This is a genomic window from Ciceribacter sp. RN22 (assembly GCF_024054295.1).
Taxonomy (GTDB): domain Bacteria; phylum Pseudomonadota; class Alphaproteobacteria; order Rhizobiales; family Rhizobiaceae; genus Allorhizobium; species Allorhizobium lividum.
In genome coordinates this window covers 262986-285306 of the sequence record NZ_JAMXLD010000001.1, presented here as the reverse complement: position 1 = coordinate 285306, position 22321 = coordinate 262986, and the positions used below count along the sequence as shown (strand labels likewise).

The following is a 22321-nucleotide window of genomic DNA, read 5'->3' as shown; positions in this document are numbered from 1 at the left end:
ACTGGAAAGGCGGGGCGTCGGTGAAAACCTGACGCCCTTTCTTTTGAGACGGTATCAGGCGGCGTTGGCCTGTTCTTCGTTCAGGAAGGCATAGATCGCCGAGGCGGATTCGGTCGCCCGGAGCTTCGCGACGAGATCCTGGTCACGCAGAACGCGTGCGATCCTGGACAGGGCTTTCAGATGGTCGGCACCTGCGCCTTCCGGCGCCAGCAACAGGAAGACGAGGTCCACCGGCTGGTCATCGAGCGCCTCGAAGTCGACGGGCGTCTCGAGCCGGGCGAAAACGCCGGTGATGCTCTTGATGCTGTTCAGCTTTCCATGCGGAATGGCGATACCGTTGCCGACTCCGGTGGAGCCGAGGCGCTCCCGCTGCAGAATGACGTCGAAGATTTCCCGTTCGGGGATGTTCGTGAGTTTTGAGGCTTTTGCGGCGAGTTCCTGAAGCAGCTGCTTCTTGGAGTTTACCCTGAGGGCGGGGACAACTGCATCTTGTTGCAGCAAATCTGCCAAGGCCATTTCAAAATCCTTCATGCCGCCGAATCAAAGGGGAAGGAAACGGCGTGAGCCGCCGTTTCCGGTTAGGCTCAGCCTTTGACGTTGGCGGAGTCGATCCATCCGATATTCCCGTCGTTGCGACGGTAGACGATGTTGATCTGTTCGCTGCCGGGGTTGCGGAACAACAGCACGGGTTCGTCTGTCATGTCCAGGGCCATGACTGCACTCGCAACCGACATGGTCCGCAGTTGCTTTGTGCTCTCGGCAACGATCGTGGGCGCGTAATCCTCGGGAACTTCCTCATGCTCGTCGGATACGGCATCCATCACCGTGTAGGCGACCTCGACGGGCGCACCGGCGCCGTTGTTCGGATGGCGATCCTTGAGCTTCCGCTTGTAGCGGCGCAGCCGCTTGTCGATGCGGTCGGTGGCAATGTCGAAGGAAATCAGCGGGTCATTTGCGGAACCGGTGGCGTGCAGGTTGACGCCGGAGTCGAGGTGGAGCAGGCAGTCGGCGACGAAAGGTGCGGCTGCCGCCGCGGATTTCGTTACCGTGATCTGGCCGGAATACCCGCCGTCGAAATATTTGGTTACCGTCTCCCTGATCCGTTCTTCAATCCGTTGCCGGAAGGCATCGCCGATTTCCATATGTTTGCCGGATACGCGCACACTCATGGAGTTTCCCTTCTTATTGTGATTTGCGGGTACCAGTTTACGTCAACCGCCGTCTGCATCCAAGCTCTTCACGCTGCAATGTCGCCTGCTCGGGCTGTCGCTGGACGGAGGTTGGGGATAACTCGGGGTCGTCTCCTTTGCCAATCGGGGCGGGCTTCTAGACAAGCTTTGCGCGAGAGTCAACGGCCCGCTAACCGATTCTTAACAATTGGCAGACGGCGCACTCAGCTTGTAGACACCTTCGCCAGTGCGCGTTTCTCGCGTCGCCGTTGTACCGACGAGGGAATGTTCATCGCCTCCCGGTACTTGGCGACGGTGCGCCGCGCAAGGTCGATGCCGCTGTCCTTCAGTGCGCTGACGATGTCGTCGTCCGAAAGGACCGCCTCCGGGTTTTCCTGTGTGATCAACGTGCGGATTCTGTGCCGTACCGCTTCCGCTGAATGGCTGTCGCCACCCTCGGCCGAAGCTATGGAAACGGTGAAGAAGTACTTCAACTCGAAGAGGCCGCGCGGAGTCAGCATGTACTTGTTGGAAGTGACGCGACTGACCGTGGATTCATGCATCTTGATCGCATCCGCGACCGTGCGCAGGTTCAGTGGGCGAAGGTGGTCAACGCCATGGCGCAGAAAGGCGTCCTGCTGACGAATGATCTCGCTCGCGACCTTCAGGATGGTTCTGGCGCGCTGGTCGAGGCTGCGGGTGAGCCAGTTGGCGTTCTGCAGGCATTCGGCAAGGAAGGCCTGGTCGCCGTCCTTCGCATCGCGGCATTTGGACACCTTGGCATAGTAGCTCTGGTTGACCAGTACCCGCGGAAGGACGTCAGGATTGAGCTCCACAGCCCAGCCCCCGTCGCTGGCTGGACGGACGATGATGTCGGGAACCACCGGTTCGCTCGCGCTCGTCTCGAATCCGCTCGCCGGCTTCGGGTTCAGTCCGCGGATTTCGGAGAGCATGTCGATCAAGTCTTCCTCGTCGACGCCGCAGAGCTTCTTGAGGGTCGCGAAGTCTCGCTTGGCGAGGAGCTCGAGATTGTCGACCAGCGTCGCCATCGCGGGGTCCAAACGGTCACGCTGCCTGAGCTGAATTGCGAGGCACTCGCTCAATGAACGGGCAAAGATGCCGGGAGGATCGAGAGTCTGCAAAACGCCGATCACGTGCTCCACCCGTTCGGGCGTTCCGCCGAAGCGTTCCGCAACCTCCCCGAGATCGGCGCGCAGATAGCCAGCTTCATCGAGCTGGTCCATGAGGGTCAGCGCCACCATGCGATCGGCCGAATCCGGAAATGCGAACGGAATTTGTTGGCTCAGGTGATCCCGCAAGGTCACCTGCCCGGCGACGAAATCGTCGAGATCGTAGCCTTCGCCGAAGTCTGTGCCGGCGCCCGGCATCGATTTCCATTGTCCCAGAAGCTCCGGCGCGTCGGCACGCGCTCCAACGCCTTCGTCGGCGAGTGCCGTGTCGAAATTGGTGTCCAGACTTTCGTTGAGCGACTGTCCCTTGCCGTTCTCGTACCAGTCGCTCGCAGGACCGCTCGATTCTTCCGCGATTGCCGTTTCGGACGATGCGACTGCCTCTTCGCCACGCATGGGCTCAGAACCGCCGTCGTTATCCTCCGGAGCGAAGTCGAGAAGTGGGTTCTTTTCGACTTCCTGGGCGATGAATTGTACGAGTTCGACGTGAGTCATCTGGAGCAGCTGGATGGACTGCATCAGCTGCGGAGTCATGACCAGGGATTGGCTCTGGCGCAGATATAGATTAGCCGACAAAGCCATGATGGACGCGAAACTCCCCTGTCGCTCCCGCGAAATTCACCCGCTCGCACCCTCGGCTGCAACGGAAAACTCCAACTGGCCCAAAAATTGCTTTTTTATCGGGTTTGGTCAAGCGGCATGGCCGGGGAATCGTTCTCGGCAGCGGCGCTGCTCAGAGACTGAACTTGTCGCCGAGATAAAGCCGCCGCACATCGGGATTGTTGACGATGTCGTTGGCGCGGCCGTGAGTCAGCACTTCGCCGGCATGGATGATGTAGGCCCGATCGATGAGGCCGAGCGTCTCGCGCACGTTGTGGTCGGTGATCAGTACGCCGATGCCGCGCGCCGTCAGGTGGCGTACGAGGTTCTGAATGTCCGACACGGAGATCGGATCGACGCCGGCGAAGGGCTCGTCGAGCAGCATGAATGTCGGGTCTGTCGCAAGGGCGCGGGCGATTTCCAGGCGCCGCCGCTCGCCGCCGGACAGTGCGACGGCGGCGGATTTGCGCAGCTTCTCTATGTGGAATTCGTAGAGAAGTTCGTCGAGCTTGGCTTCCCGCTTGTCGCGGTTCGGCTCATGGACCTCGAGGACTGCCCGGATGTTGTCCTCGACACTCAGCCCTCTGAAGATTGATGCTTCCTGCGGAAGGTAGCCGACACCGAGGCGCGCGCGCCGGTACATCGGCATGGCCGTCACCTCGTTGCCGTCGATGGCGATCGTGCCGGCATCGACGGGCACCAGCCCGGTAATCATGTAGAAGCAGGTCGTCTTGCCGGCGCCGTTGGGGCCGAGCAGCCCCACGGCTTCCCCCCGGCGCACGACCAGCGACACCCCGTTGACCACGCGACGGGTGTTATAGCTCTTCGTCAGGCCATGGGCGATCAGCGTTCCCTGGTAACGGGTCTTGTCGAGACGCGTTTCGTCGGGGCTCGGCTGCCGCGTCCGAAGCGCGCCGGACAGTGCTGAGGCGAAAGGAATCTTCACGTGCCGACCGATCCGGTTATTTCTTCTGGGATTTCGGATCGAGCTGGATCTGCACCCGGCCGCCGCAACTGTCGAGTTTCGCTTCGCCGGTGTTCATCTGGACCGTCAGCTTGCAGCCGACGAAGACGTTCTGGCCTTCCGACAGAACCACCCGGTCACCCTCGAGCACGAACACTTGTCGGTCCATGTCGAAATAGCCGCTTTCGGCGGTGGCCTGCTGGGTTCCAGACGATAGGAAGACCTTGTTGGTGACGTCGATCTTCTGGATGTCGGCATTGCCGCTGGTCACCGAGGCGCTGTCACCGCGATAATGAACCGTCATATTGCCCGACTGCAGGACGGTCGTGCCCTGCACGACCTTCACATTGCCGTTGAAGAGCGCAACCTTCTCCTGTTCGCGGATTTGCAGCTCGTCGCTCTCGATCTGGATCGGCTTGTCGTTTGACAGCTTCAGGCCGTCGAGATTGCTTTTCGTTGCCTGCGCCCAAGCCGGCGCCGACCCTACAGTGGACATGCCGAAGGCGATCAGCAGCCCAGCCACCAAAACTGAATTCTGACGTTTGTCTTTCATGACTGGACCGGCTCTCAGTTGTCCGATTTACGGATGGCGGAAGGTTCGATGTGGACCCGAACCTTTCCCGCGAAGGTGATCACTCGCCCCTTATCTGTCATCTTGAGCGACTGCGCAACAATCGAGGCTTCCTTTGCCGTTATGGCGACGGGATCCTTGGTTTCCATGCTGCCGCCCTTGATGTCGAGATGCGCCGACTGAAAGGCGGCCTCGATACCAGTGCTGAGCTTGATCGTGAAAGGGGCCGTCATGTCGAGCCGATCGGTGGAGCGGTCGAAGACTCCGCTTTCGGCGATGACGCGGGCGATGGTCTTGTCGTCGATCGGAACCGCCGCCGCGATTGTTTCGAGCGAGATGATATTCGGATTCTTGATGTCCTGAAGGGCGCGTTCGGCGCGCATGGAATAGCTGATGCCGTCGGAATTGCGGCCGGAGATTGCGGGCTTCTCCATCACGACCTTGCCGTTCTCGATTCGCGCGGATTCGATCTTCACGTTTTCGGGAAGGTAGGCTCGAACGACCGATACTGCGATGAAGGCGAGCGAGACGACGACTGCGGCGACGGGAAGCAGAACCTTCAGTCGGCGCACGCGTGCCGAATGCGCCACCGCCCTTTGGTAGGCGCGCGCGGCCGGCTGAAGGCCGGCAGTTGCCGCACTTTCGTCTACCCTGTTCAGCATGATTCAGGCCTGCCCCAGAATTAAATATCGCGCGGGAATGGCCCCGCCCGCAGCCTGCCGCAACCGACACGACACATTGCATTAATAATATCGCATGCCAATATGGAAATTGTTGCCGCGAATACAAGTCCGCCTCGCCCGAGGGTAAGGTTGTCACCCTTGATGTCGCGCTGCGGAGTTCCGGCTAAGTTGTTTCTTGACGCTGCTTTTTTAGTTTGGCACCTTGGCCCCCTATTGCTGGAAACCACAATCTCAGGGGGCGAGCGTGATCAAGTCGGAACTGGTGCAGATCGTCGCGGCGCGAAATCCGCATCTTTATCACCGTGACGTCGAGAACATCGTCAATGCCGTCCTGGACGAGATCACCGATGCGCTGGCCGCTGGTAACCGCGTCGAGCTTCGCGGCTTCGGCGCCTTCTCGGTCAAGAATCGCCCCTCGCGGTCGGGACGAAATCCACGAACCGGTGAGTCGGTTTTCGTCGAGGAGAAGTGGGTGCCGTTCTTCAAGACCGGCAAGGAATTGCGCGAACGCTTGAATCCGGGAATGGGCGACCAAGACGGGGACTGAACGGCGCGGCCCGGCCGAGTGGCCGAGCGCATGCGGCACGGCAACCGGTTGGTCTGCGAATACGTCTGCCGAGGAGAGTGAGCGATGGTAAAGAAGATCGTAAATCTGGTAGTGCTTATTCCGCTCGGCATCGTTCTCGTGGTGTTGTCCGTCGCCAATCGCCAGAGCGTGACGCTCGCGCTTAATCCCTTTCGTCCGGAGGACGCTGTCCTCTCGCTCTCCGCGCCTTTCTTCGTCTTCCTGTTCCTGGCCGTCATGCTCGGAATTGCGATCGGCGGCGCGGTCGTATGGTTTTCTCAACGCAAGTATCGCAAGCGCGCCCGCACGGAATCGCGCTCCGCCCAGCAATGGCAGGTGGAGGCTGAAAAACACAAAGCGCGAGCGGAGCAGATCGCGGGTCGTGATCTGCCGCAGTTGCAGTCCAAATAAGTTTGCGCCGTCGAAAAACCCTCACGGACCGAAAGCGCTTTCGCGTGCGTCGCTGTGATGCTATGGGCTCGCGATCACTGGACGATCGAAAAGACAGGACCAAGGCGTGAAGAACAAAGAGCGCCGGCCGGCCCGCGGCAAGCCGGCGGGACCGGGCGGCAAGGGACCGAGAGGCGGGAAACCTCCCGCCGTGGCAGTCACGAGGGCCGGCTCCGGCAAGAGCCGTGACGTCGTCCGTCGACCAGCCGCGAAAGTCGTGTCCGAGAATTCACCGGCGCAGGCAGACGAGCCTGCCCGCGTGCTGCAGATCCGGGACGGTGAGCGCCCGGCCGAGCACGTTCCGCTCATCCTCGAGAGCATGGGGGCCGGGGACTTCCATCTGATCGACAGCGGCGACGGCGCGAAGCTGGAGCAATACGGCCCTTATCGTATCATCAGACCAGAGGCACAGGCGCTGTGGCCAAAGGCGCTGCCGGCCCACGTCTGGGACAGGGCGGATGCGATCTTCACGGGCGACACCGACGAGGATGGCATGGGGCGCTGGCGTTTTACGCGCGAGGCCCTCGGGGAGACCTGGCCACTCTCGCTCCTCGGCGTCGATTTTCTCGGCCGCTTCACCGCCTTCCGCCACGTCGGGGTCTTCCCTGAGCAGATCGCGCACTGGAGCTGGATGAAGGAGCAGATCGAAGGTCATGGGCGGCCGCTGAAGGTCCTGAATCTTTTCGGCTACACCGGCGTCGCTTCGCTTGTCGCGGCCGCAGCCGGGGCGGAGGTCACCCACGTCGACGCCTCGAAGAAGGCGATCGGCTGGGCGCGCGAGAACCAGGCGTTGAGCCGTCTGGAAAAGGCGCCGATTCGCTGGATTTGCGATGACGCGATGAAGTTCATCCAGCGCGAAGAGCGCCGCGGCAGTCGCTACGACATCATCCTCACTGATCCGCCGAAATTCGGCCGAGGCCCCAACGGCGAGGTCTGGCAGCTCTTCGATCATCTGCCGGCCATGCTCGACATTTGCCGGGAAATCCTGGCTCCGAAGGCGCTCGGACTGGTACTGACCGCCTACTCGATCCGCGCAAGCTTCTATTCGATCCACGAGCTCATGCGCGAGACGATGCGCGGCAGGGGTGGACTGGTGGAATCCGGCGAACTGGTGATCCGTGAGGCCGGACTCGACGGCAAGACGCCCGGCCGGGCGCTTTCAACCTCCCTTTTCAGCCGATGGGTGCCGAAATGAACGACGACCTTCGCGAACAGGGCCCGCGCCGCGTCGGCCAAGTCAAGGAAGTGACGAGCCTTTCGAACCCGATCGTCAAGGATATCAAGGCACTTTCCCTTAAGAAGGCACGCGACGAGACGAAGAGCTTCATGGCCGAGGGTCTGAAGCTCGTCATCGACGCGCTCGATCTCGGCTGGACCATCAAGATTCTCGTCTATTCCAAGGCCGGTCGCGGCAAGCCGCTGGTCGAGAAGGTTGCCGCGCGCACCGTAGCAGCCGGCGGATTGGTGCTGGAGGTCAGCGAGAAGGTGATGTCGGCGATCACGCGTCGCGACAACCCGCAGATGGTCGCGGGCGTCTTCGAGCAACGGTTCAGGGCGCTGAAGGACGTGCAGCTCGGCAGGGACGAGACCTGGGTCGCGCTCGACCGCGTGCGCGATCCCGGCAATCTCGGAACCATCATCCGCACGGCCGATGCGGCCGGTGCTTCCGGTGTCATCCTGATCGGCGACTGCACCGATCCCTTCTCGCTGGAAACCGTGCGGGCCACCATGGGCTCGCTGTTTGCGATGCCGCTGGTCAAGACTTCGGTCGAGGAGTTCGTCCGCTGGAAGGCCAAGTGCGGAGGGCAGATTGTCGCGACCCATCTTGCCGGCGCAGTCGACTACCGCACGATCGACTACAAGCGCAAACCGGTCGTCATTCTGATGGGCAACGAGCAATCCGGGCTTCCGGACGAACTGGCTCGCGAAGCCGATGCGCTGGCGCGCATTCCCCAGGCAGGTCGAGCCGATTCGCTCAATCTTGCCGTCGCGACCGGTGTAATGTTGTTCGAGGCACGCCGCCATCTTCTGACGCTTGGCGAGGCGAGATGACGAAGCATCCGGCGATCTTTGCGCGTCCGCTCCCGGCGATCTGTTTCATCGTGTTCGCCCTCGTGCTCGACCAGGCGATCAAGTATCTGGTGGAGATATCGCTGCCCTTGCAGCAGCCGGTGCCGGTCGTGCCGATGTTGGCGCTTTACCGAACCCACAATCTCGGCGTCGCCTTCTCCATGCTGTCCGACGCTCACGGCTGGTTCATCGTCGGACTGCGGATCGCGATCGTCGCATTCGTGTTCTGGCTCTGGAGGCGCACGAGTCCCGCCCACCACTTCGCCCATCTGGGTTTTGTCATGATCATTGCCGGGGCGATCGGCAACATCATCGACCGTTTCGTCTACGGGCACGTGATCGACTACGTTCTGTTCTATACCCAGACGTGGTCATTTGCCGTCTTCAATCTCGCCGACAGTCTGATCACCGTCGGCGCGGCCTTCATCATCCTTGACGAGTTCATGGTAACGCGGGCGCGGAAGGGATAGACGTCACATCGATCACGTGCGACGTCGATTTTGCTGAATTGCGACGGCCGGTCAAAGATGCTAGCGTGGCGCCCGTGACAGACCCGTGTCACCTTCCTGTCGCATAGTCGTGGTTTATGACCCTGAAACGAAGCGGTTCCGGACGACTCGCCATGAACACTGAACTCCTCGACGTCACGAACGCGGCCGACGGCGCGAATGCGGTCAACGTCGCCGCTGCGGCACCGAATGATCTGCTCGGCAGGATCGGGACGCTCGAAACGCGCCTCACGCGCAGCGACGCCGAGATCGATGCGGCGCAATCCATCCGCTACAAGGTCTTTGTCGAGGAGATGCGTGCGCAGGTCGCTCCGGAAGGAGCCCGGCGCAAGCGCGACATCGATGGCTGGGATGCCCTTTGCGATCATCTGGTCGTGGTTGATCGCTCGATCGAAGGTGACCCGGAAGAACAGATCGTCGGCACCTACCGGCTGCTGCGGCAGGAGGTTGCCGAAGCCCATGGCGGCTTCTATTCGGCGTCAGAGTTTTCGATTGACCGGCTGATTGCCAATCATCCCGGCAAGCGCTTCATCGAACTCGGCCGTTCCTGCGTGCTGCCGGAGTATCGCAACAAGCGCACCATGGAACTGCTTTGGCAGGGGGCCTGGGCCTATGCCTTGCGCCATCGCGGGGATGCCATGATTGGCTGCGCCTCCTTCCCGGGCGTCTTCCCGGAAGAGCATGCGCTGGCGCTCTCCTTCCTGCACAACAATGCGGTCGCCGACGGTGAATGGGCCGTCGAAGCGCGGCCGGAACTCTATCGTCAGATGGACCTTATGCCCGCCGAGGCGATCAATGCCCGCAAGGCGGTCTCTTCGATGCCGCCGCTGATCAAGGGCTACCTGCGGCTCGGTGCCATGTTCGGCGCCGGCGCCGTCGTCGACCACGCCTTCAACACGACCGACGTACTGATCGTCTTGCCGGTCTCGCGGATCTCTGACCGCTATCTCAACTATTACGGAAGCGACGCGGGTCGTTTTGCGAGCTGACGCCTCGAGGAGTGTCCAAACCGTCCGGCACGGGGGTGCCCGATGTCGGTTCGGCATTGTCGAAGGCGTACGGGTCGAAAGGCAGGTCCGCGATTTGCCGCGGGCTCATCGACGCTATTGCGGGATGGCTTAGCGGGTCCTGCGGATAAGGGTTCTCGTCGGAGCGCAGCGACGCGCTCCTTCTCCAGAAAAACTTGAACATGGATCGTCTCCGGAATTCACTGCCTTGTGGTTCGATATCGCCATGTAAGGCGGTCGACGCTGGAATTCTGGTCTGTTCGTGCAAAGACTCTGCTCCTCATCGAGAGAGTCTTCAATTGAGATTTGGCATCCTCTGATATAGAAAAACTATATGAGAGACTTGAATCTCGTCCATCTGAACGGCCTGAGGGCGCTTGAAGCGGTGGGACGCCTCGGCTCCCTGCAAGGCGCGGCGAGTGAACTGGGCGTCTCCATCGGCGCGGTCAGCCAGCAGGTCATCAAGGCCGAAGGGCAACTCGGACGACAGCTCTTCGAGCGCACGCCGAAGGGCCTCGTCCCGACCAAGGCCGCGGCCGACATCCTGCCGCGGCTCACCGAAGCCTTCAGCGTGCTGTCGGGCGCCGTCGCGGCAGCACGAAGGCACGACGACAAGCTGCTGACGATCTCGGTTGCTCCCGTTTTTGCAGCGCGCTGGCTTGTGCACCGCCTCGGCGGGTTCTCTGCGCGTCATCCGGAAATAAATCTGCGGATGGACGCAACGACCCGGCTCGTCGATCCTTCGACGTCCGACATTGACCTCTGCATCCGGGTTGGCAAGGGTCGCTGGCCGGGCGTGCGCTCCGAGCTTATTCTGGCGCAACGCGTCTTTCCGGTGTGCTCGCCGGTCCTCGCCCGTGACCTCGAAGAGCCCGCCGACATCTTGAAATTACCGGCCGTCATCGACGGGCACGCATTGTTCGGCTGGGATGTATGGTTGGAGCCGGCCGGCCTCAGTGGCCGTACGCTCGCCACGCGGCACGTCTTCAACGAGGCATCGCTCTGTCTGGACGCGACGATCGCCGGACAGGGAGTGATGCTCGCCTGGCAGACGCTTGCCTCCCACGCCGTGCAGACGGGTCAGCTCGTGATCCCCTTCGGGCCGTGGGCGCCGACCGGCGACGGCCACTATTTCGTGACCGCCCAAACTTCGCGGCGCAACCCGGCTGTCGAAGCCTTCAAGACCTGGCTTCGGGAGGAGCTGGCGGCCGACATGCAAGCGCTCGAATCGACTTTTGAACGGTCGATCCGGTCGCGCATGCCGGTCGCACCGGGTCAGGCACCGGCGTTGTAGGCCGCGATCGCCGCCATGTTGACGATGTCGGTGTCCTTGGCGCCCATCGAAGCGATCTGCACCGATTTCCCGAGGCCGACCAGGATCGGACCCATCACGGTAGAGCCGCCGAGTTCCTGCAGCATCTTCGTCGAGATCGATGCGGAGTGGATGGCCGGCATCACCAGCACATTCGCCGTGCCGGAGAGCCGGCAGAAGGGATACTGTTCCATCCGGTGGGCATTGAGCGCCACATCTGCCCCCATCTCGCCGTCATACTCGAAGTCGACCCGGCGCGTGTCCAGGATCTTCACCGCTTCTCGCAGCCGTTCGGAACGTTCGCCGGTCGGATGTCCGAAGGTGGAATAGGCAAGCAGCGCCACTCGGGGCTCGTAGCCGAAGCTGCGGGCGAAGCCGGCGGCCTCCTCGGCAATGTCGGCGAGCTCCTCGGCCGTCGGCATGTCGTGAACGGCGGTATCGGCAACCAGAACCGTCCGTCCGCGGGTCAGCGCGAGCGACACGCCGATCACGCGGTGGCCAGGCTGCGGGTCGATACAGCGACGGACATCCTCGAGCGCCGTTGAATAATTGCGGGTGGTGCCGGTTACCATGGCATCGGCGTCGCCGAGCGCTACCATGCAGGCGGAGAAATGATTGCGGTCCGTGTTGATGAGGCGCTGGCAGTCGCGCAGCAGGTAGCCTTTGCGCTGCAGCCGCGAGTAGAGATATTCGGTGTAAGCCTCGACACGGGTCGAAAGCCGCGCATTGACGACTTCGATGCCCGGACGATCAAGGTCAATTCCCGCGCGCGCGGCGGTGGCCTTGAGCGGGTCGTCGCGACCGACGAGGATCGCCGTGCCGAGCCCCTGGTTGGCGAAGGCGATTGCGGCACGCATCACCTGTTCTTCCTCGCCTTCGGCAAAAACGACGCGCTTCGGATGGTTGCGCACCCGCTCGTAGAGGTGCTGCGTCGTCGCGGCGATCGGGTCGCGCCGCGCCGAGAGCTCTCGCGCATAGGCGTCGAGATCGGTGATTGGCTTGCGCGCGACGCCTGTCTCCATCGCAGCTTTGGCGACGGCGACCGGTATGGCCGAGATCAATCGCGGATCGAACGGCACCGGAATGATGTACTCGGCGCCGAAGCGCGGCCGCGTCCCCTGATAGGCGGCCGCCACGTCGTCGGGGACATCCTCCCGTGCCAGCTCGGCAAGCGATCGGACGGCGGCGATCTTCATGGCGTCGTTGATCGAGGAAGCACGGACGTCGAGCGCGCCTCGGAAAATGTAGGGAAAGCCGAGCACGTTGTTGACCTGGTTCGGGTAATCCGAACGTCCTGTCGCCATGATCGCGTCATTGCGGATATCGGCGACTTCTTCCGGAGTGATTTCCGGATCCGGGTTGGCCATCGCGAAGATGATCGGATTGCCGGCCATCGAGCGGATCATGTCGGCGGTAAACGCACCCTTCTGGGAGAGCCCCAGCACGACGTCGGCGCCTTCCATCGCTTCGGCGAGTGTGCGGCGGTCGGTCTTCACCGCATGGGCCGATTTCCACTGGTTCATGCCTTCCGTCCGGCCCTGGTAGATCACGCCCTTTGTGTCGCAGAGGGTGATGTTTTCCGGATTGAAGCCCATGGCCTTGATGAGCTCGATGCAGGCGATCGCCGCCGCACCGGCTCCGTTGCAGACGAGCCGTGTGTTCTTGAAGTTGCGCCCGGTGAGTTCGAGCGCATTGATCAGGCCCGCGGCGGCGATGATCGCCGTGCCGTGCTGGTCGTCGTGGAAGACGGGGATGTCCATGAGCTCGCGCAGGCGCTGCTCGATGATGAAGCAGTCCGGCGCCTTGATGTCCTCGAGGTTGATGCCGCCGAAGGATGGCCCGAGATAGCGCACGCAGTTGATGAATTCGTCGACGTTTTCGGTGTCAACTTCGAGGTCGATGGAATCGACATCGGCGAATCGCTTGAAGAGGACGGATTTGCCTTCCATGACCGGCTTGGAAGCAAGCGCCCCGAGATTGCCGAGGCCGAGGATCGCCGTGCCGTTGGTGATGACGGCCACCATATTGCCGCGGGTCGTATAGTCGTAGGCAGTCGCAGGGTCGGCGGCAATCGCCTTGACCGGAACGGCGACACCGGGCGAATAGGCAAGGGAGAGATCGCGCTGCGTCGCCATCGGCTTGGTCGGCGCGATTTCGAGCTTGCCCGGTCGGCCCTGGGCATGGAAATCGAGCGCTTCCTGTTCGGTGACGGATGTCCTGATGCGGTCGGCCTTGTCTGATGCGGGCATGTTCCCTCGAACCTAGCTGTGGGCGGCCGTTGTCCCAGCCGACCTTTGTTATTGTCTTTGCAGAGCGGAGGCCGTTACTGTTGCACGTCTCTTTTTCGAAGAAAACCGTTTGCCCGTGACAATCAACAGAGCCCCCTCGACCGAGGTCCTGAATGCTGCCGAGCTTGTCTCGGAGGAGAGCCGTGCATCGGCGACGCCGATGATGGAACAGTATATCGAGATCAAGGCCAACAACCCGGATTCACTGCTTTTCTACCGCATGGGCGATTTCTACGAACTCTTCTTCGAAGATGCGGTAGATGCCTCGCGGGCACTCGGAATCACCCTGACAAAGCGCGGTCAGCACATGGGGCAGGAAATCCCCATGTGCGGCGTGCCGGTGCATGCCGCTGACGACTATCTGCAGAAACTGATCTCTCTCGGCTTCCGGGTCGCCGTCTGTGAACAGGTCGAGGATCCGGCCGAAGCGAAGAAGCGGGGATCGAAGTCAGTCGTCCGCCGCGACGTCGTCCGGCTCGTCACACCGGGCACGCTGACCGAAGAGAAGCTGCTCTCGCCGTCCGAGTCGAACTACCTGATGGCGCTTTCGCGCATACGCGGCGGCGCCTCGCCGCAAATGGCTCTGGCCTGGATCGATATATCGACCGGCGTCTTCCGGCTTGCCGAGACGGAGGAGGGGCGATTGCTTGCCGACATCCTCCGGATCGAGCCGCGCGAACTGATCGTCCCCGACGGCATCTTTTTCGATCCCGAGCTGAAGCCGGTTTTCGACGTGCTCGGCCGGGTGGCCGTGCCGCAGCCGGCAGTGCTCTTCGACAGCGCAACCGCCGAAAACCGGCTGGCACGCTTCTTCGGCGTCGGCACGCTCGACGGCTTCGGCTCCTTCACGCGTGCCGAGCTGGCGGCGGCGTCCGCAGCCGTCGCCTATGTCGAGAAGACGCAGATAGCGGAGCGGCCGCCACTCGGATTGCCGGAGCGCCAGAGTGCCGCGTCGACGCTCTTCATCGATCCTGCGACGCGCGCCAACTTGGAACTCGTGAAAACGCTTTCCGGTGATCGCAATGGTTCGCTGCTGAAGGCGATCGACCGGACCGTCACCGGCGGTGGCGCTCGTCTGCTCGCCGAGCGGTTGATGTCGCCCCTCACCGATCCGCAGGAGATCGCCGAGCGGCAGGATTCCATTGCATTCCTGCTCGCGGAGGCGACTCTCGCTGACCGCCTGCGCGATGCTCTGAAGCGCGTGCCGGACATGCCGCGCGCACTTTCCCGCCTGGCGCTCGAGCGCGGTGGTCCGCGTGATCTGGGCGCGATCCGTCATGGACTTGCGGTTGCTCGTGACGTCGCAGGCCTCCTTTCGAAACAGGACCTGCCGGCGGAGATCGAAGGAGCCTATGAGGATCTCGTTCTTCTGCCGGCTTCTCTCGAAGACTTGCTTGCGGCAATGCTCGCCGACGACCTGCCGCTGTTGAAGCGCGATGGCGGTTTCCTGCGCGAGGGGGCGGTCACTGAACTCGACGAGGTACGGGCCCTGCGCGACCAGTCGCGCCGGGTGATCGCCGGATTGCAGCTGCAATATGCCGAGGAAACTGGGATCAGGTCGCTGAAGATCAAGCACAACAATGTGCTTGGCTACTTCATCGAGGTCTCCGCCGGCAATGCCGGCGCGATGACCGACAGCGACGCGGCACGGGCGCGCTTCATTCATCGACAGACGATGGCGAGCGCCATGCGGTTCACCACGACCGAACTCGCCGACCTCGAAAGCCGGATCGCCAATGCCGCCGGTCAGGCCCTGGAAATCGAACTGCAGGTCTTCGATCGCATGACTGCGGAGGTTGTTGCCGCCGCCGAACCGATCAAGGCTGCGGCGCGAGCGCTTGCAGTGCTCGACGTGGCGGCGGGGCTTGCAGCACTCGCCGAAGAGCAGGGCTACTGCCGCCCGATCGTCGACGACAGTCGGATGTTCGCGATCACCGCAGGCCGCCATCCGGTGGTCGAGCAGGCATTGAGACGGCAGGCGCTCAGCCCGTTCATCGCCAACAACTGCGATCTATCTCCGAGCGGCAGTGGAAGCAACGGCGCAATCTGGCTGCTTACCGGCCCCAACATGGGGGGCAAGTCGACGTTCCTGCGCCAGAACGCGCTGATCGCCATCATGGCGCAAATGGGTTCGTTCGTGCCGGCGGGTTCGGCCCATATCGGCGTCGTCGACCGTCTCTTCTCTCGCGTCGGAGCCTCGGATGACCTTGCTCGCGGGCGCTCGACATTCATGGTCGAAATGGTCGAGACGGCGGCGATCCTCAACCAGGCGGGAGATCGCTCGCTCGTCATTCTCGATGAGATCGGGCGTGGCACGGCAACCTTCGACGGGCTTTCGATCGCCTGGGCGGCGGTCGAGCATCTGCATGAGGTCAACCGTTGCCGGGCGCTGTTCGCCACCCATTTCCACGAACTGACGGCGCTCTCGGAAAAGCTCGACAGGCTCTCCAACGTCACCATGCGCGTCAAGGAATGGGATGGCGACGTGATCTTCCTGCATGAGGTAGGTCCCGGAGCTGCCGATCGCTCCTACGGCATTCAGGTCGCACGGCTTGCGGGACTGCCGGCCTCGGTGGTGGCGCGCGCCCGCGACGTTCTCACACGCCTCGAGGATGCCGATCGCAAGAATCCGGCGAGCCAGTTGATCGACGATCTGCCGCTTTTCCAGGTGGCGGTACGACGCGAGACGGCGGCAAAGGTGGGCGCCTCGAAAGTTGAGGAGGCGCTCCGTGCGCTGGATCTTGACGACATGACGCCGCGCGCAGCTCTTGAGGCGCTCTACGAACTCAGGAAACAACTTGGCAAGTCTTGATCGTTAGAATTGCCTGTGAAGGGTGCCGGAAAAGCGCTATAGCGCTGTTGCACCCAGCTCGCCATCTATTGCCGGAAAGCCTTGCGGCGGACCTGCCGGGGAAAGCCTGACGCACTGCCATGACCATGTCCGATCTCGATCTCAGCGAAATCCTCGATATCGCCGCTCTCGCGGAAGAATGCGGAAATGCAGTTCGCGCCAATGGCGGCAAGCTGCTGGAGACGCGTTCGGCCCTTCTGCCGATCCTGCGCGCCGCAAGCGCTCAAGGGCGCGAGAAGGTGAAGGCGCAGCTCTTTGCCGATGGTAGCGGTCTCCGCTGCGCGCAGCGGCTCTCCTGGCTGCAGGACCGGATCATCGCCATCATCTTCGACTGTGCCGCAACCCAGATCTACCGCGACGCGGCAAAGATCGCGGTCTCGGCCGTCGGCGGGTACGGTCGCGGCACCCTGGCGCCGGGATCGGATATCGACCTGCTCTTCGTGCTACCGGCGAAGTTCACCCCCGACATGCACAGCGCCGTCGAGTTCGTGCTCTATCTCCTGTGGGACATGGGCTTCAAGGTCGGACATGCGACCCGCACGATCGAGGAATGCATCCGCCTGTCGAAGACGGACATGACGATCCGCACCGCGATCCTCGAGACACGCTTCGTCTGCGGCTGGGAAGAGCTGGTAGGGGAACTGCACCAGCGTTTCGATCACGACGTGACCCGCGACACGGCTCCGGAATTCATCGCTGCCAAGCTCGCCGAACGCGACGAGCGGCACCGAAAGTCGGGGGACAGCCGCTATCTCGTCGAGCCGAACGTCAAGGAAGGCAAGGGAGGTCTGCGCGACCTGCAGACGCTCTTCTGGATCGCCAAGTACAAATACCATGTTCGCGACGCCGGTGAACTCGTCAAACTCGGTGTTCTTTCGAAGCAGGAATTGCGGCTTTTCCAGAAGGCCGACGACTTTCTCTGGGCGGTGCGCTGTCACATGCACTTCCTGACCGGCAAGCCGGAGGAGCGCCTCTCCTTCGACCTGCAGCCGGAGATCGCCCGCAGCCTCGGTTACCAGCCGCGGCCAGGCCTTTCGGCCGTCGAGCGCTTCATGAAGCACTACTTCCTCGTCGCCAAGGATGTCGGCGACCTGACCCGCATCTTCTGCGCGACGCTCGAGGAGCAGCAGGCGAAGGCCGCGCCCGTATTGACGGCGATGCTCGGCCGCTTCGCCAACCGTCCACGCAAGATTCCCGGTACCATCGAGTTCATCGAGGACAGGGGCCGCATCGCGCTCGCCGACAAGGACGTCTTCAAACGTGACCCGATCTCGATCATGCGCTTCTTTCACGTGGCGGATATCAACGGGCTCGAGTTCCATCCTGATGCGTTGAAGATCGTCACCCGCTCGCTGTCGCTGATCGACAACGACTTCCGCGAAAACGAGGAGGCAAACCGGCTTTTCCTGTCAATGCTCACCTCGCGGCGTCAGCCGGGGCAGATCCTGCGCCGGATGAACGAGTCCGGCGTTCTCGGCCGCTTCATTCCGGAATTCGGCAAGATTGTCTCGATGATGCAGTTCAACATGTATCATCATTACACGGTCGATGAGCACCTGATCCGTACCATAGAGGTTCTGTCGGAGATCGACCAGGGGAAGGCCGAGGATATCCATCCGCTCGCCGCGACCCTCATGCCCGGTGTTGAGGATCGGGACTCGCTTTACGTCGCGGTTCTCCTTCACGACATTGCCAAGGGGCGACAAGAGGATCATTCCGTCGCCGGTGCACGGGTCGCGCGCAAGCTGTGCCCGCGCCTCGGCCTCAGCCCGAAGCAGACGGAACTCGTTGCCTGGCTCATCGATGAACACCTCACCATGTCGATGGTTGCGCAGACCCGTGACATGCATGACCGCAAGACGATCAGCGATTTCGCCGAGAAGGTGCAGTCACTCGACCGGCTCAAAATGCTCCTGATCCTGACGGTTTGCGATATTCGTGCGGTTGGTCCAGGTGTGTGGAACGGCTGGAAGGGCCAGTTGCTGCGAACACTTTACTACGAGACCGAATTGCTGCTGTCCGGCGGGTTTTCGGAAGTATCGCGCAAGGATCGCGCCAAATATGCCGCCGAGCAGCTCAGCAAGGCGCTCGGCGACTGGAGCGACAAAGATCGCGCGATGTACACAAAGCTGCACTACGAGCCGTATCTGCTCACCGTGCCGCTGGAGGATCAGGTGCGGCACGCCCACTTCATTCGTGAGGCGGATAGCACAGGCAAGGGGCTTGCGACCATGGTCCGGACCCATTCCTTCCATGCGATCACCGAGATCACGGTGCTCGCTCCCGACCACCCGCGCCTCCTGTCGGTTATTGCCGGAGCGTGTGCCGCGGCGGGCGCGAACATCGCCGATGCCCAGATCTATACGACCTCAGACGGTCGCGCTTTGGACACCATTCTGGTCAACCGTGAGTTCCCGATCGACGAGGACGAAATGCGGAGAGGTGCGACGATCAGCAAGATGATCGAGGACGTTCTCTCCGGCCGCAAGCGGCTGCCGGAAGTGATCGCCACCCGTAGCAAGGGCAAGAAAGGGAACAAGACCTTCCCCGTGCAGCCACACGTGACGATCTCGAACACGCTGTCGAACAAGTTCACCGTCATTGAGGTCGAGTGCCTCGACCGCATCGGTTTGCTCGCCGAGGTGACGGCGGTGTTCTCCGACCTGTCGCTCGACATACAGTCCGCCCGCATCACCACCTTCGGGGAAAAGGTGATCGATACCTTCTACGTCACTGACCTCATAGGACAGAAGGTCACCAACGAGAACCGCCAGGCGAGTGTCATCGCGCGCCTGAAGACGGTGATGGCGGGCCAGGCCGATGAATTCCGCGACAATATGCCGTCCGGCATCATCGCGCCACAGCTGCAGAAGAGTCCGGTCGCGCAGAAGAAGGTCAAGGCCTGAGCATGGGGCTCGTCAAGAAGTTTGCCACCGTCGGCGGCGCGACACTGGGCAGCCGCCTCTTTGGCTTCGCACGCGAGACACTGATGGCCGCGGCTCTCGGTACGGGACCGATGGCCGATGTCTTCTATGCGGCGTTCCGCTTCCCGAACCTTTTTCGCCGGCTTTTTGCCGAAGGGGCCTTCAATGCCGCCTTCGTGCCGCTCTTTGCCAAGGAGATCGAGGCGAACGGGGTGGATGGCGCCAAGCGTTTCTCTGAGGAGGTCTTCGGGGTTCTGTTCACCGTCCTGATGATCCTGACGATCGGTATGGAACTCGCCATGCCGCTCCTCGTCTCGTGGATCATCGCGCCGGGTTTCGCCGACGACCCGGAGAAGCTGTCGATTACCGTCAGGCTTGCTGCGGTGATGTTTCCCTATCTCATGTCGATGTCGCTGACGGCGATGATGAGCGGGATGTTGAATTCGCTGCATCACTTCTTCGCGGCGGCGGTTGCTCCGATCTTTCTCAACGTCGTCATGATCGGCGCGTTGTTCTACGCGCTTTACACCGGCGCGGAGCCTGCCCTGACCGCATGGTATCTCTCCTGGTCGGTGCTCGCCGCCGGTGTCTTGCAGCTGGCGGTCGTCTATGGCGGCGTGCGCCATGCCGGAATTTCCATCGGGTTGAGGTTTCCGCGCTTCACGCCCAACGTGAAGCGGCTTCTGGTGCTCGCCATCCCGGCGGCGGTGACAGGTGGTATCACCCAGATCAACCAGATCATCGGCCAGGCGATCGCCTCCGGGAAGGAAGGCGCTATCGCCGCCCTCCAGTATGCCGACCGCATCTATCAGCTTCCGCTCGGCGTCGTCGGCGTGGCGGTCGGGGTCGTCCTGCTTCCGGAACTCGCCAGGGCACTGAAGGCCGGCTACATGAAGGAGGCGACCTATATCCAGAACCGGTCGATCGAATTCGTGCTGTTCCTCACCTTTCCTGCGGCGGCCGCGCTCTGGGTTCTCTCCGACGAAATCATCCGCGTGCTCTACGAGCGCGGCGCCTTCACCGAACAGAACACGGCAGTCGTCGCCTCGATCCTCGCGATCTACGGCCTCGGGCTTCCGGGCTTCGTCCTGATCAAGGCCCTGCAGCCGGGCTTCTATGCACGGGAGGATACGCGCACACCGATGCGGTTCACCGGGGTTTCGGTCGTCATCAATTCCGCGCTCGCCATCTCGCTTTTCCCCTTCATCGCCGAGCGCGGGATAGCGACGGCCGAAGCCGCCGCAGGCTGGGTCAATACCTGCCTGCTATTCTCGACGCTTCTTCGCCGCGGCGATCTCGTCTGGGACTGGGCACTCGCGAAAAGGGCAGCGCGGCTCGTCGTCGCCTCCGCGGTCATGGCCGGTGTGCTCGTCTATCTCTCCGACCGCTGGAGCGGCTGGCTGCAGCCCGAAACACAGCTTTTGACGCAGGTCGCGGCGCTCGGTGCGCTGATCGTCATCGCCATGGTCGTCTATTTCGGCCTCGCCTTTGCCATCGGTGGGGCCGATCTCGGCATGATACGACGCAATCTCCAGCGCGGCGCCCGGAGTTCCGCCCAATCGTCCGAAAGCCTGCCTTCGGATGGCGAGCAATGACCCGTTCAGCGCCCCGGCGTCGCCTCGCTACGGTCGCACTGGTGGTCGATGACTACGACCGCGCCAAAGCCTTCTACTGCGATGTCCTCGGCTTCGAGTGCCTTGCCGACAGCAGTTTGGAGGGGGACAAGCGCTGGCTCGTCGTCGCGCCGAAAGGAGCGGCCGGTGCCGCCCTGCTGCTCGCCCGGGCAGACGGCGAAGCACAGATGCAGGCGATTGGAAACCAGACGGGCGGCCGGGTCGCGTTCTTCCTGGAGACCGACGACTTCGCACATGACCACGCGACCTTTCTTGCAAATGGCGTCCAGTTCCTCGAAGAGCCTCGACGCGAGGTCTATGGGACAGTCGCCGTCTTCGCGGACCTCTACGGAAATCGCTGGGACCTGATCGAACCCGCCCCTTGATTGTCGTTCGGGCCGCGTGCATAAGCGCGAGCGAGTTTCAATAGCGAGGCCGGGCCCTCCACAAGCCTGTGAGGACGATTATGGGCGAATTCAAGCATCTGGTTTTCTCCGGGGTTCAGCCGACCGGCAATCTTCATCTCGGCAACTATCTGGGCGCGATCCGCAAGTTCGTGGCACTCCAGGAAAGTCACGATTGCATCTACTGCGTCGTCGACCTGCATGCGATCACGGCCCAACTCGTCCATGATGACCTGCCGGGTCAGATCCGCTCGATCACGGCGGCCTTCATCGCGGCTGGCATCGATCCCAAGCAGCACATCGTCTTCAACCAGTCGCAGGTTCCCCAGCACGCCGAACTCGCCTGGATCTTCAACTGTGTCGCGCGCATCGGCTGGATGAACCGCATGACGCAGTTCAAGGATAAGGCAGGCAAGGACCGCGAGAATGCCTCGCTCGGCCTGCTTGCCTATCCGAGCCTGATGGCCGCCGACATCCTCGTCTACCGCGCGACCCATGTCCCGGTCGGTGACGACCAGAAGCAGCACCTCGAGCTGACGCGCGACATCGCCATGAAGTTCAACATGGACTTCATGCCGAAGATCCGCGCGGCTGGCCTCGGGACCGACATCGTCGTGGGAGACGAGCCGGTTCACGCCTATTTCCCGATGGTCGAGCCGATGATCGAGGGGCCGGCGCCGCGCGTCATGAGCCTCAAGGACGGCACCAAGAAGATGTCGAAGTCGGATCCCTCCGATCTCTCGCGCATCAATCTGCTGGATGACGCCGAAACCATCTCGAAGAAGATCCGCAAGGCCAAGACGGACCCGGACGCATTGCCGAGCGAGGTCGAAGGGCTGAAGGGTCGTCCCGAAGCCGACAATCTCGTCGGCATCTTCGCGGCACTTTCCGACCGCTCGAAGGCGGACGTCCTGAAGGACTTCGGCGGACAGCAGTTCTCGGTCTTCAAGCCGGCTCTCGTCGATCTTGCCGTCGAGGTGCTCGCACCTGTCAACGGGGAAATGCGTCGCCTCATGGGCGATCCCGGCTACATCGACAGCGTCCTGCGTGACGGCGGCGCTCGCGCCGGCGCCCGGGCCGAAAAGACCATGAAGGAAGTCCGCGACATCATCGGCTTCGTGCAGTAAGGTCGCGAACGAGCCGGGCAGGGC

The 22321-nt window shown here is 62.3% G+C and carries 19 protein-coding genes; 12 read left to right on the top strand and 7 right to left on the bottom strand.

What is annotated here, in order from left to right; genetic code table 11:
- Nucleotides 1-54: 54 nt before the first annotated feature.
- From ptsN to lptC, 6 genes are all read right to left on the bottom strand, one after another.
- A complete protein-coding gene (gene ptsN, locus NHF53_RS01390; RefSeq protein ID WP_114362337.1) occupies nucleotides 55-516 on the bottom strand; it encodes a PTS IIA-like nitrogen regulatory protein PtsN in 462 nt (153 codons plus the stop codon).
- 68 nt (nucleotides 517-584) lie between these two features.
- Nucleotides 585-1169 (bottom strand): ribosome hibernation-promoting factor, HPF/YfiA family, encoded by a 585-nt coding sequence (hpf, locus tag NHF53_RS01385; RefSeq protein WP_252832803.1) that lies wholly within the window; start codon nucleotides 1167-1169, stop codon nucleotides 585-587.
- 224 nt (nucleotides 1170-1393) lie between these two features.
- Complete coding sequence (gene rpoN, locus NHF53_RS01380) at nucleotides 1394-2941, bottom strand: RNA polymerase factor sigma-54 (RefSeq protein WP_252832802.1); 1548 nt, start codon at nucleotides 2939-2941, stop codon at nucleotides 1394-1396.
- A gap of 151 nt (nucleotides 2942-3092) precedes the next feature.
- Nucleotides 3093-3905: an LPS export ABC transporter ATP-binding protein gene (lptB, locus tag NHF53_RS01375; RefSeq protein WP_374590985.1), complete on the bottom strand. Its 813-nt coding sequence runs from the start codon at nucleotides 3903-3905 to the stop codon at nucleotides 3093-3095.
- 16 nt (nucleotides 3906-3921) lie between these two features.
- Nucleotides 3922-4476 (bottom strand): LptA/OstA family protein, encoded by a 555-nt coding sequence (locus tag NHF53_RS01370; protein WP_114362340.1) that lies wholly within the window; start codon nucleotides 4474-4476, stop codon nucleotides 3922-3924.
- 14 nt (nucleotides 4477-4490) lie between these two features.
- Nucleotides 4491-5156: an LPS export ABC transporter periplasmic protein LptC gene (gene lptC / locus NHF53_RS01365; protein ID WP_252832801.1), complete on the bottom strand. Its 666-nt coding sequence runs from the start codon at nucleotides 5154-5156 to the stop codon at nucleotides 4491-4493.
- A gap of 265 nt (nucleotides 5157-5421) precedes the next feature.
- Between lptC and NHF53_RS01360 the strand changes: the two genes are divergently transcribed.
- The 7 genes from NHF53_RS01360 to NHF53_RS01330 all read left to right on the top strand — a co-directional run bounded on the left by NHF53_RS01360 (nucleotide 5422) and on the right by NHF53_RS01330 (nucleotide 11072).
- Nucleotides 5422-5724 (top strand): integration host factor subunit beta, encoded by a 303-nt coding sequence (locus NHF53_RS01360; RefSeq protein ID WP_112685701.1) that lies wholly within the window; start codon nucleotides 5422-5424, stop codon nucleotides 5722-5724.
- 84 nt (nucleotides 5725-5808) lie between these two features.
- The gene (locus tag NHF53_RS01355; RefSeq protein ID WP_252832800.1) at nucleotides 5809-6153 is read left to right on the top strand and encodes a DUF1049 domain-containing protein; all 345 of its coding nucleotides are present in this window, start codon (nucleotides 5809-5811) and stop codon (nucleotides 6151-6153) included.
- 190 nt (nucleotides 6154-6343) lie between these two features.
- Nucleotides 6344-7387, top strand: a complete 1044-nt coding sequence (locus NHF53_RS01350; protein WP_374590982.1) for a class I SAM-dependent methyltransferase — start codon at nucleotides 6344-6346, stop codon at nucleotides 7385-7387.
- Nucleotides 7384-8244, top strand: coding sequence for an RNA methyltransferase (locus NHF53_RS01345; RefSeq protein WP_252832798.1), 861 nt, complete (start codon nucleotides 7384-7386; stop codon nucleotides 8242-8244). Before NHF53_RS01350 ends, NHF53_RS01345 begins: the two co-directional genes overlap by 4 nt.
- Nucleotides 8241-8732 carry a signal peptidase II gene (gene lspA / locus NHF53_RS01340; RefSeq protein WP_114362344.1) on the top strand — a complete coding sequence of 164 codons (492 nt, stop codon included), beginning with the start codon at nucleotides 8241-8243 and terminating at the stop codon, nucleotides 8730-8732. The genes NHF53_RS01345 and lspA overlap by 4 nt, the downstream gene beginning before the upstream one ends.
- Nucleotides 8733-8884: 152 nt before the next feature.
- Nucleotides 8885-9760 carry a GNAT family N-acetyltransferase gene (locus NHF53_RS01335; RefSeq protein WP_252832797.1) on the top strand — a complete coding sequence of 292 codons (876 nt, stop codon included), beginning with the start codon at nucleotides 8885-8887 and terminating at the stop codon, nucleotides 9758-9760.
- Between the two features lie 352 nt (nucleotides 9761-10112).
- Entirely contained in the window at nucleotides 10113-11072 is a 960-nt protein-coding gene (locus tag NHF53_RS01330; RefSeq protein ID WP_252832796.1) for a LysR substrate-binding domain-containing protein, read from the top strand.
- Here NHF53_RS01330 and NHF53_RS01325 read toward each other — a convergent pair.
- The gene (locus NHF53_RS01325; RefSeq protein ID WP_252832795.1) at nucleotides 11054-13339 is read right to left on the bottom strand and encodes an NADP-dependent malic enzyme; all 2286 of its coding nucleotides are present in this window, start codon (nucleotides 13337-13339) and stop codon (nucleotides 11054-11056) included. The genes NHF53_RS01330 and NHF53_RS01325 overlap by 19 nt on opposite strands.
- Before the next feature lie 199 nt (nucleotides 13340-13538).
- On the opposite strand from NHF53_RS01325, the gene mutS reads away from it, so the two are divergent.
- The 5 genes from mutS (at nucleotide 13539) to trpS (ending at nucleotide 22297) form a co-directional block, all read left to right on the top strand.
- On the top strand, nucleotides 13539-16190 hold the full coding sequence (mutS, locus tag NHF53_RS01320; RefSeq protein WP_252834876.1) for a DNA mismatch repair protein MutS: 2652 nt from the start codon (nucleotides 13539-13541) through the stop codon (nucleotides 16188-16190).
- A 119-nt stretch (nucleotides 16191-16309) separates the two neighbouring features.
- Nucleotides 16310-19135 carry a [protein-PII] uridylyltransferase gene (locus NHF53_RS01315; RefSeq protein WP_252832794.1) on the top strand — a complete coding sequence of 942 codons (2826 nt, stop codon included), beginning with the start codon at nucleotides 16310-16312 and terminating at the stop codon, nucleotides 19133-19135.
- A gap of 2 nt (nucleotides 19136-19137) precedes the next feature.
- A complete protein-coding gene (gene murJ, locus NHF53_RS01310) occupies nucleotides 19138-20748 on the top strand; it encodes a murein biosynthesis integral membrane protein MurJ (RefSeq protein WP_252832793.1) in 1611 nt (536 codons plus the stop codon).
- Nucleotides 20745-21152: a VOC family protein gene (locus tag NHF53_RS01305; protein WP_114362351.1), complete on the top strand. Its 408-nt coding sequence runs from the start codon at nucleotides 20745-20747 to the stop codon at nucleotides 21150-21152. Before murJ ends, NHF53_RS01305 begins: the two co-directional genes overlap by 4 nt.
- 80 nt (nucleotides 21153-21232) lie before the next feature.
- Nucleotides 21233-22297, top strand: coding sequence for a tryptophan--tRNA ligase (gene trpS / locus NHF53_RS01300; protein WP_252832792.1), 1065 nt, complete (start codon nucleotides 21233-21235; stop codon nucleotides 22295-22297).
- The last annotated feature ends 24 nt before the right edge of the window (nucleotides 22298-22321 follow it).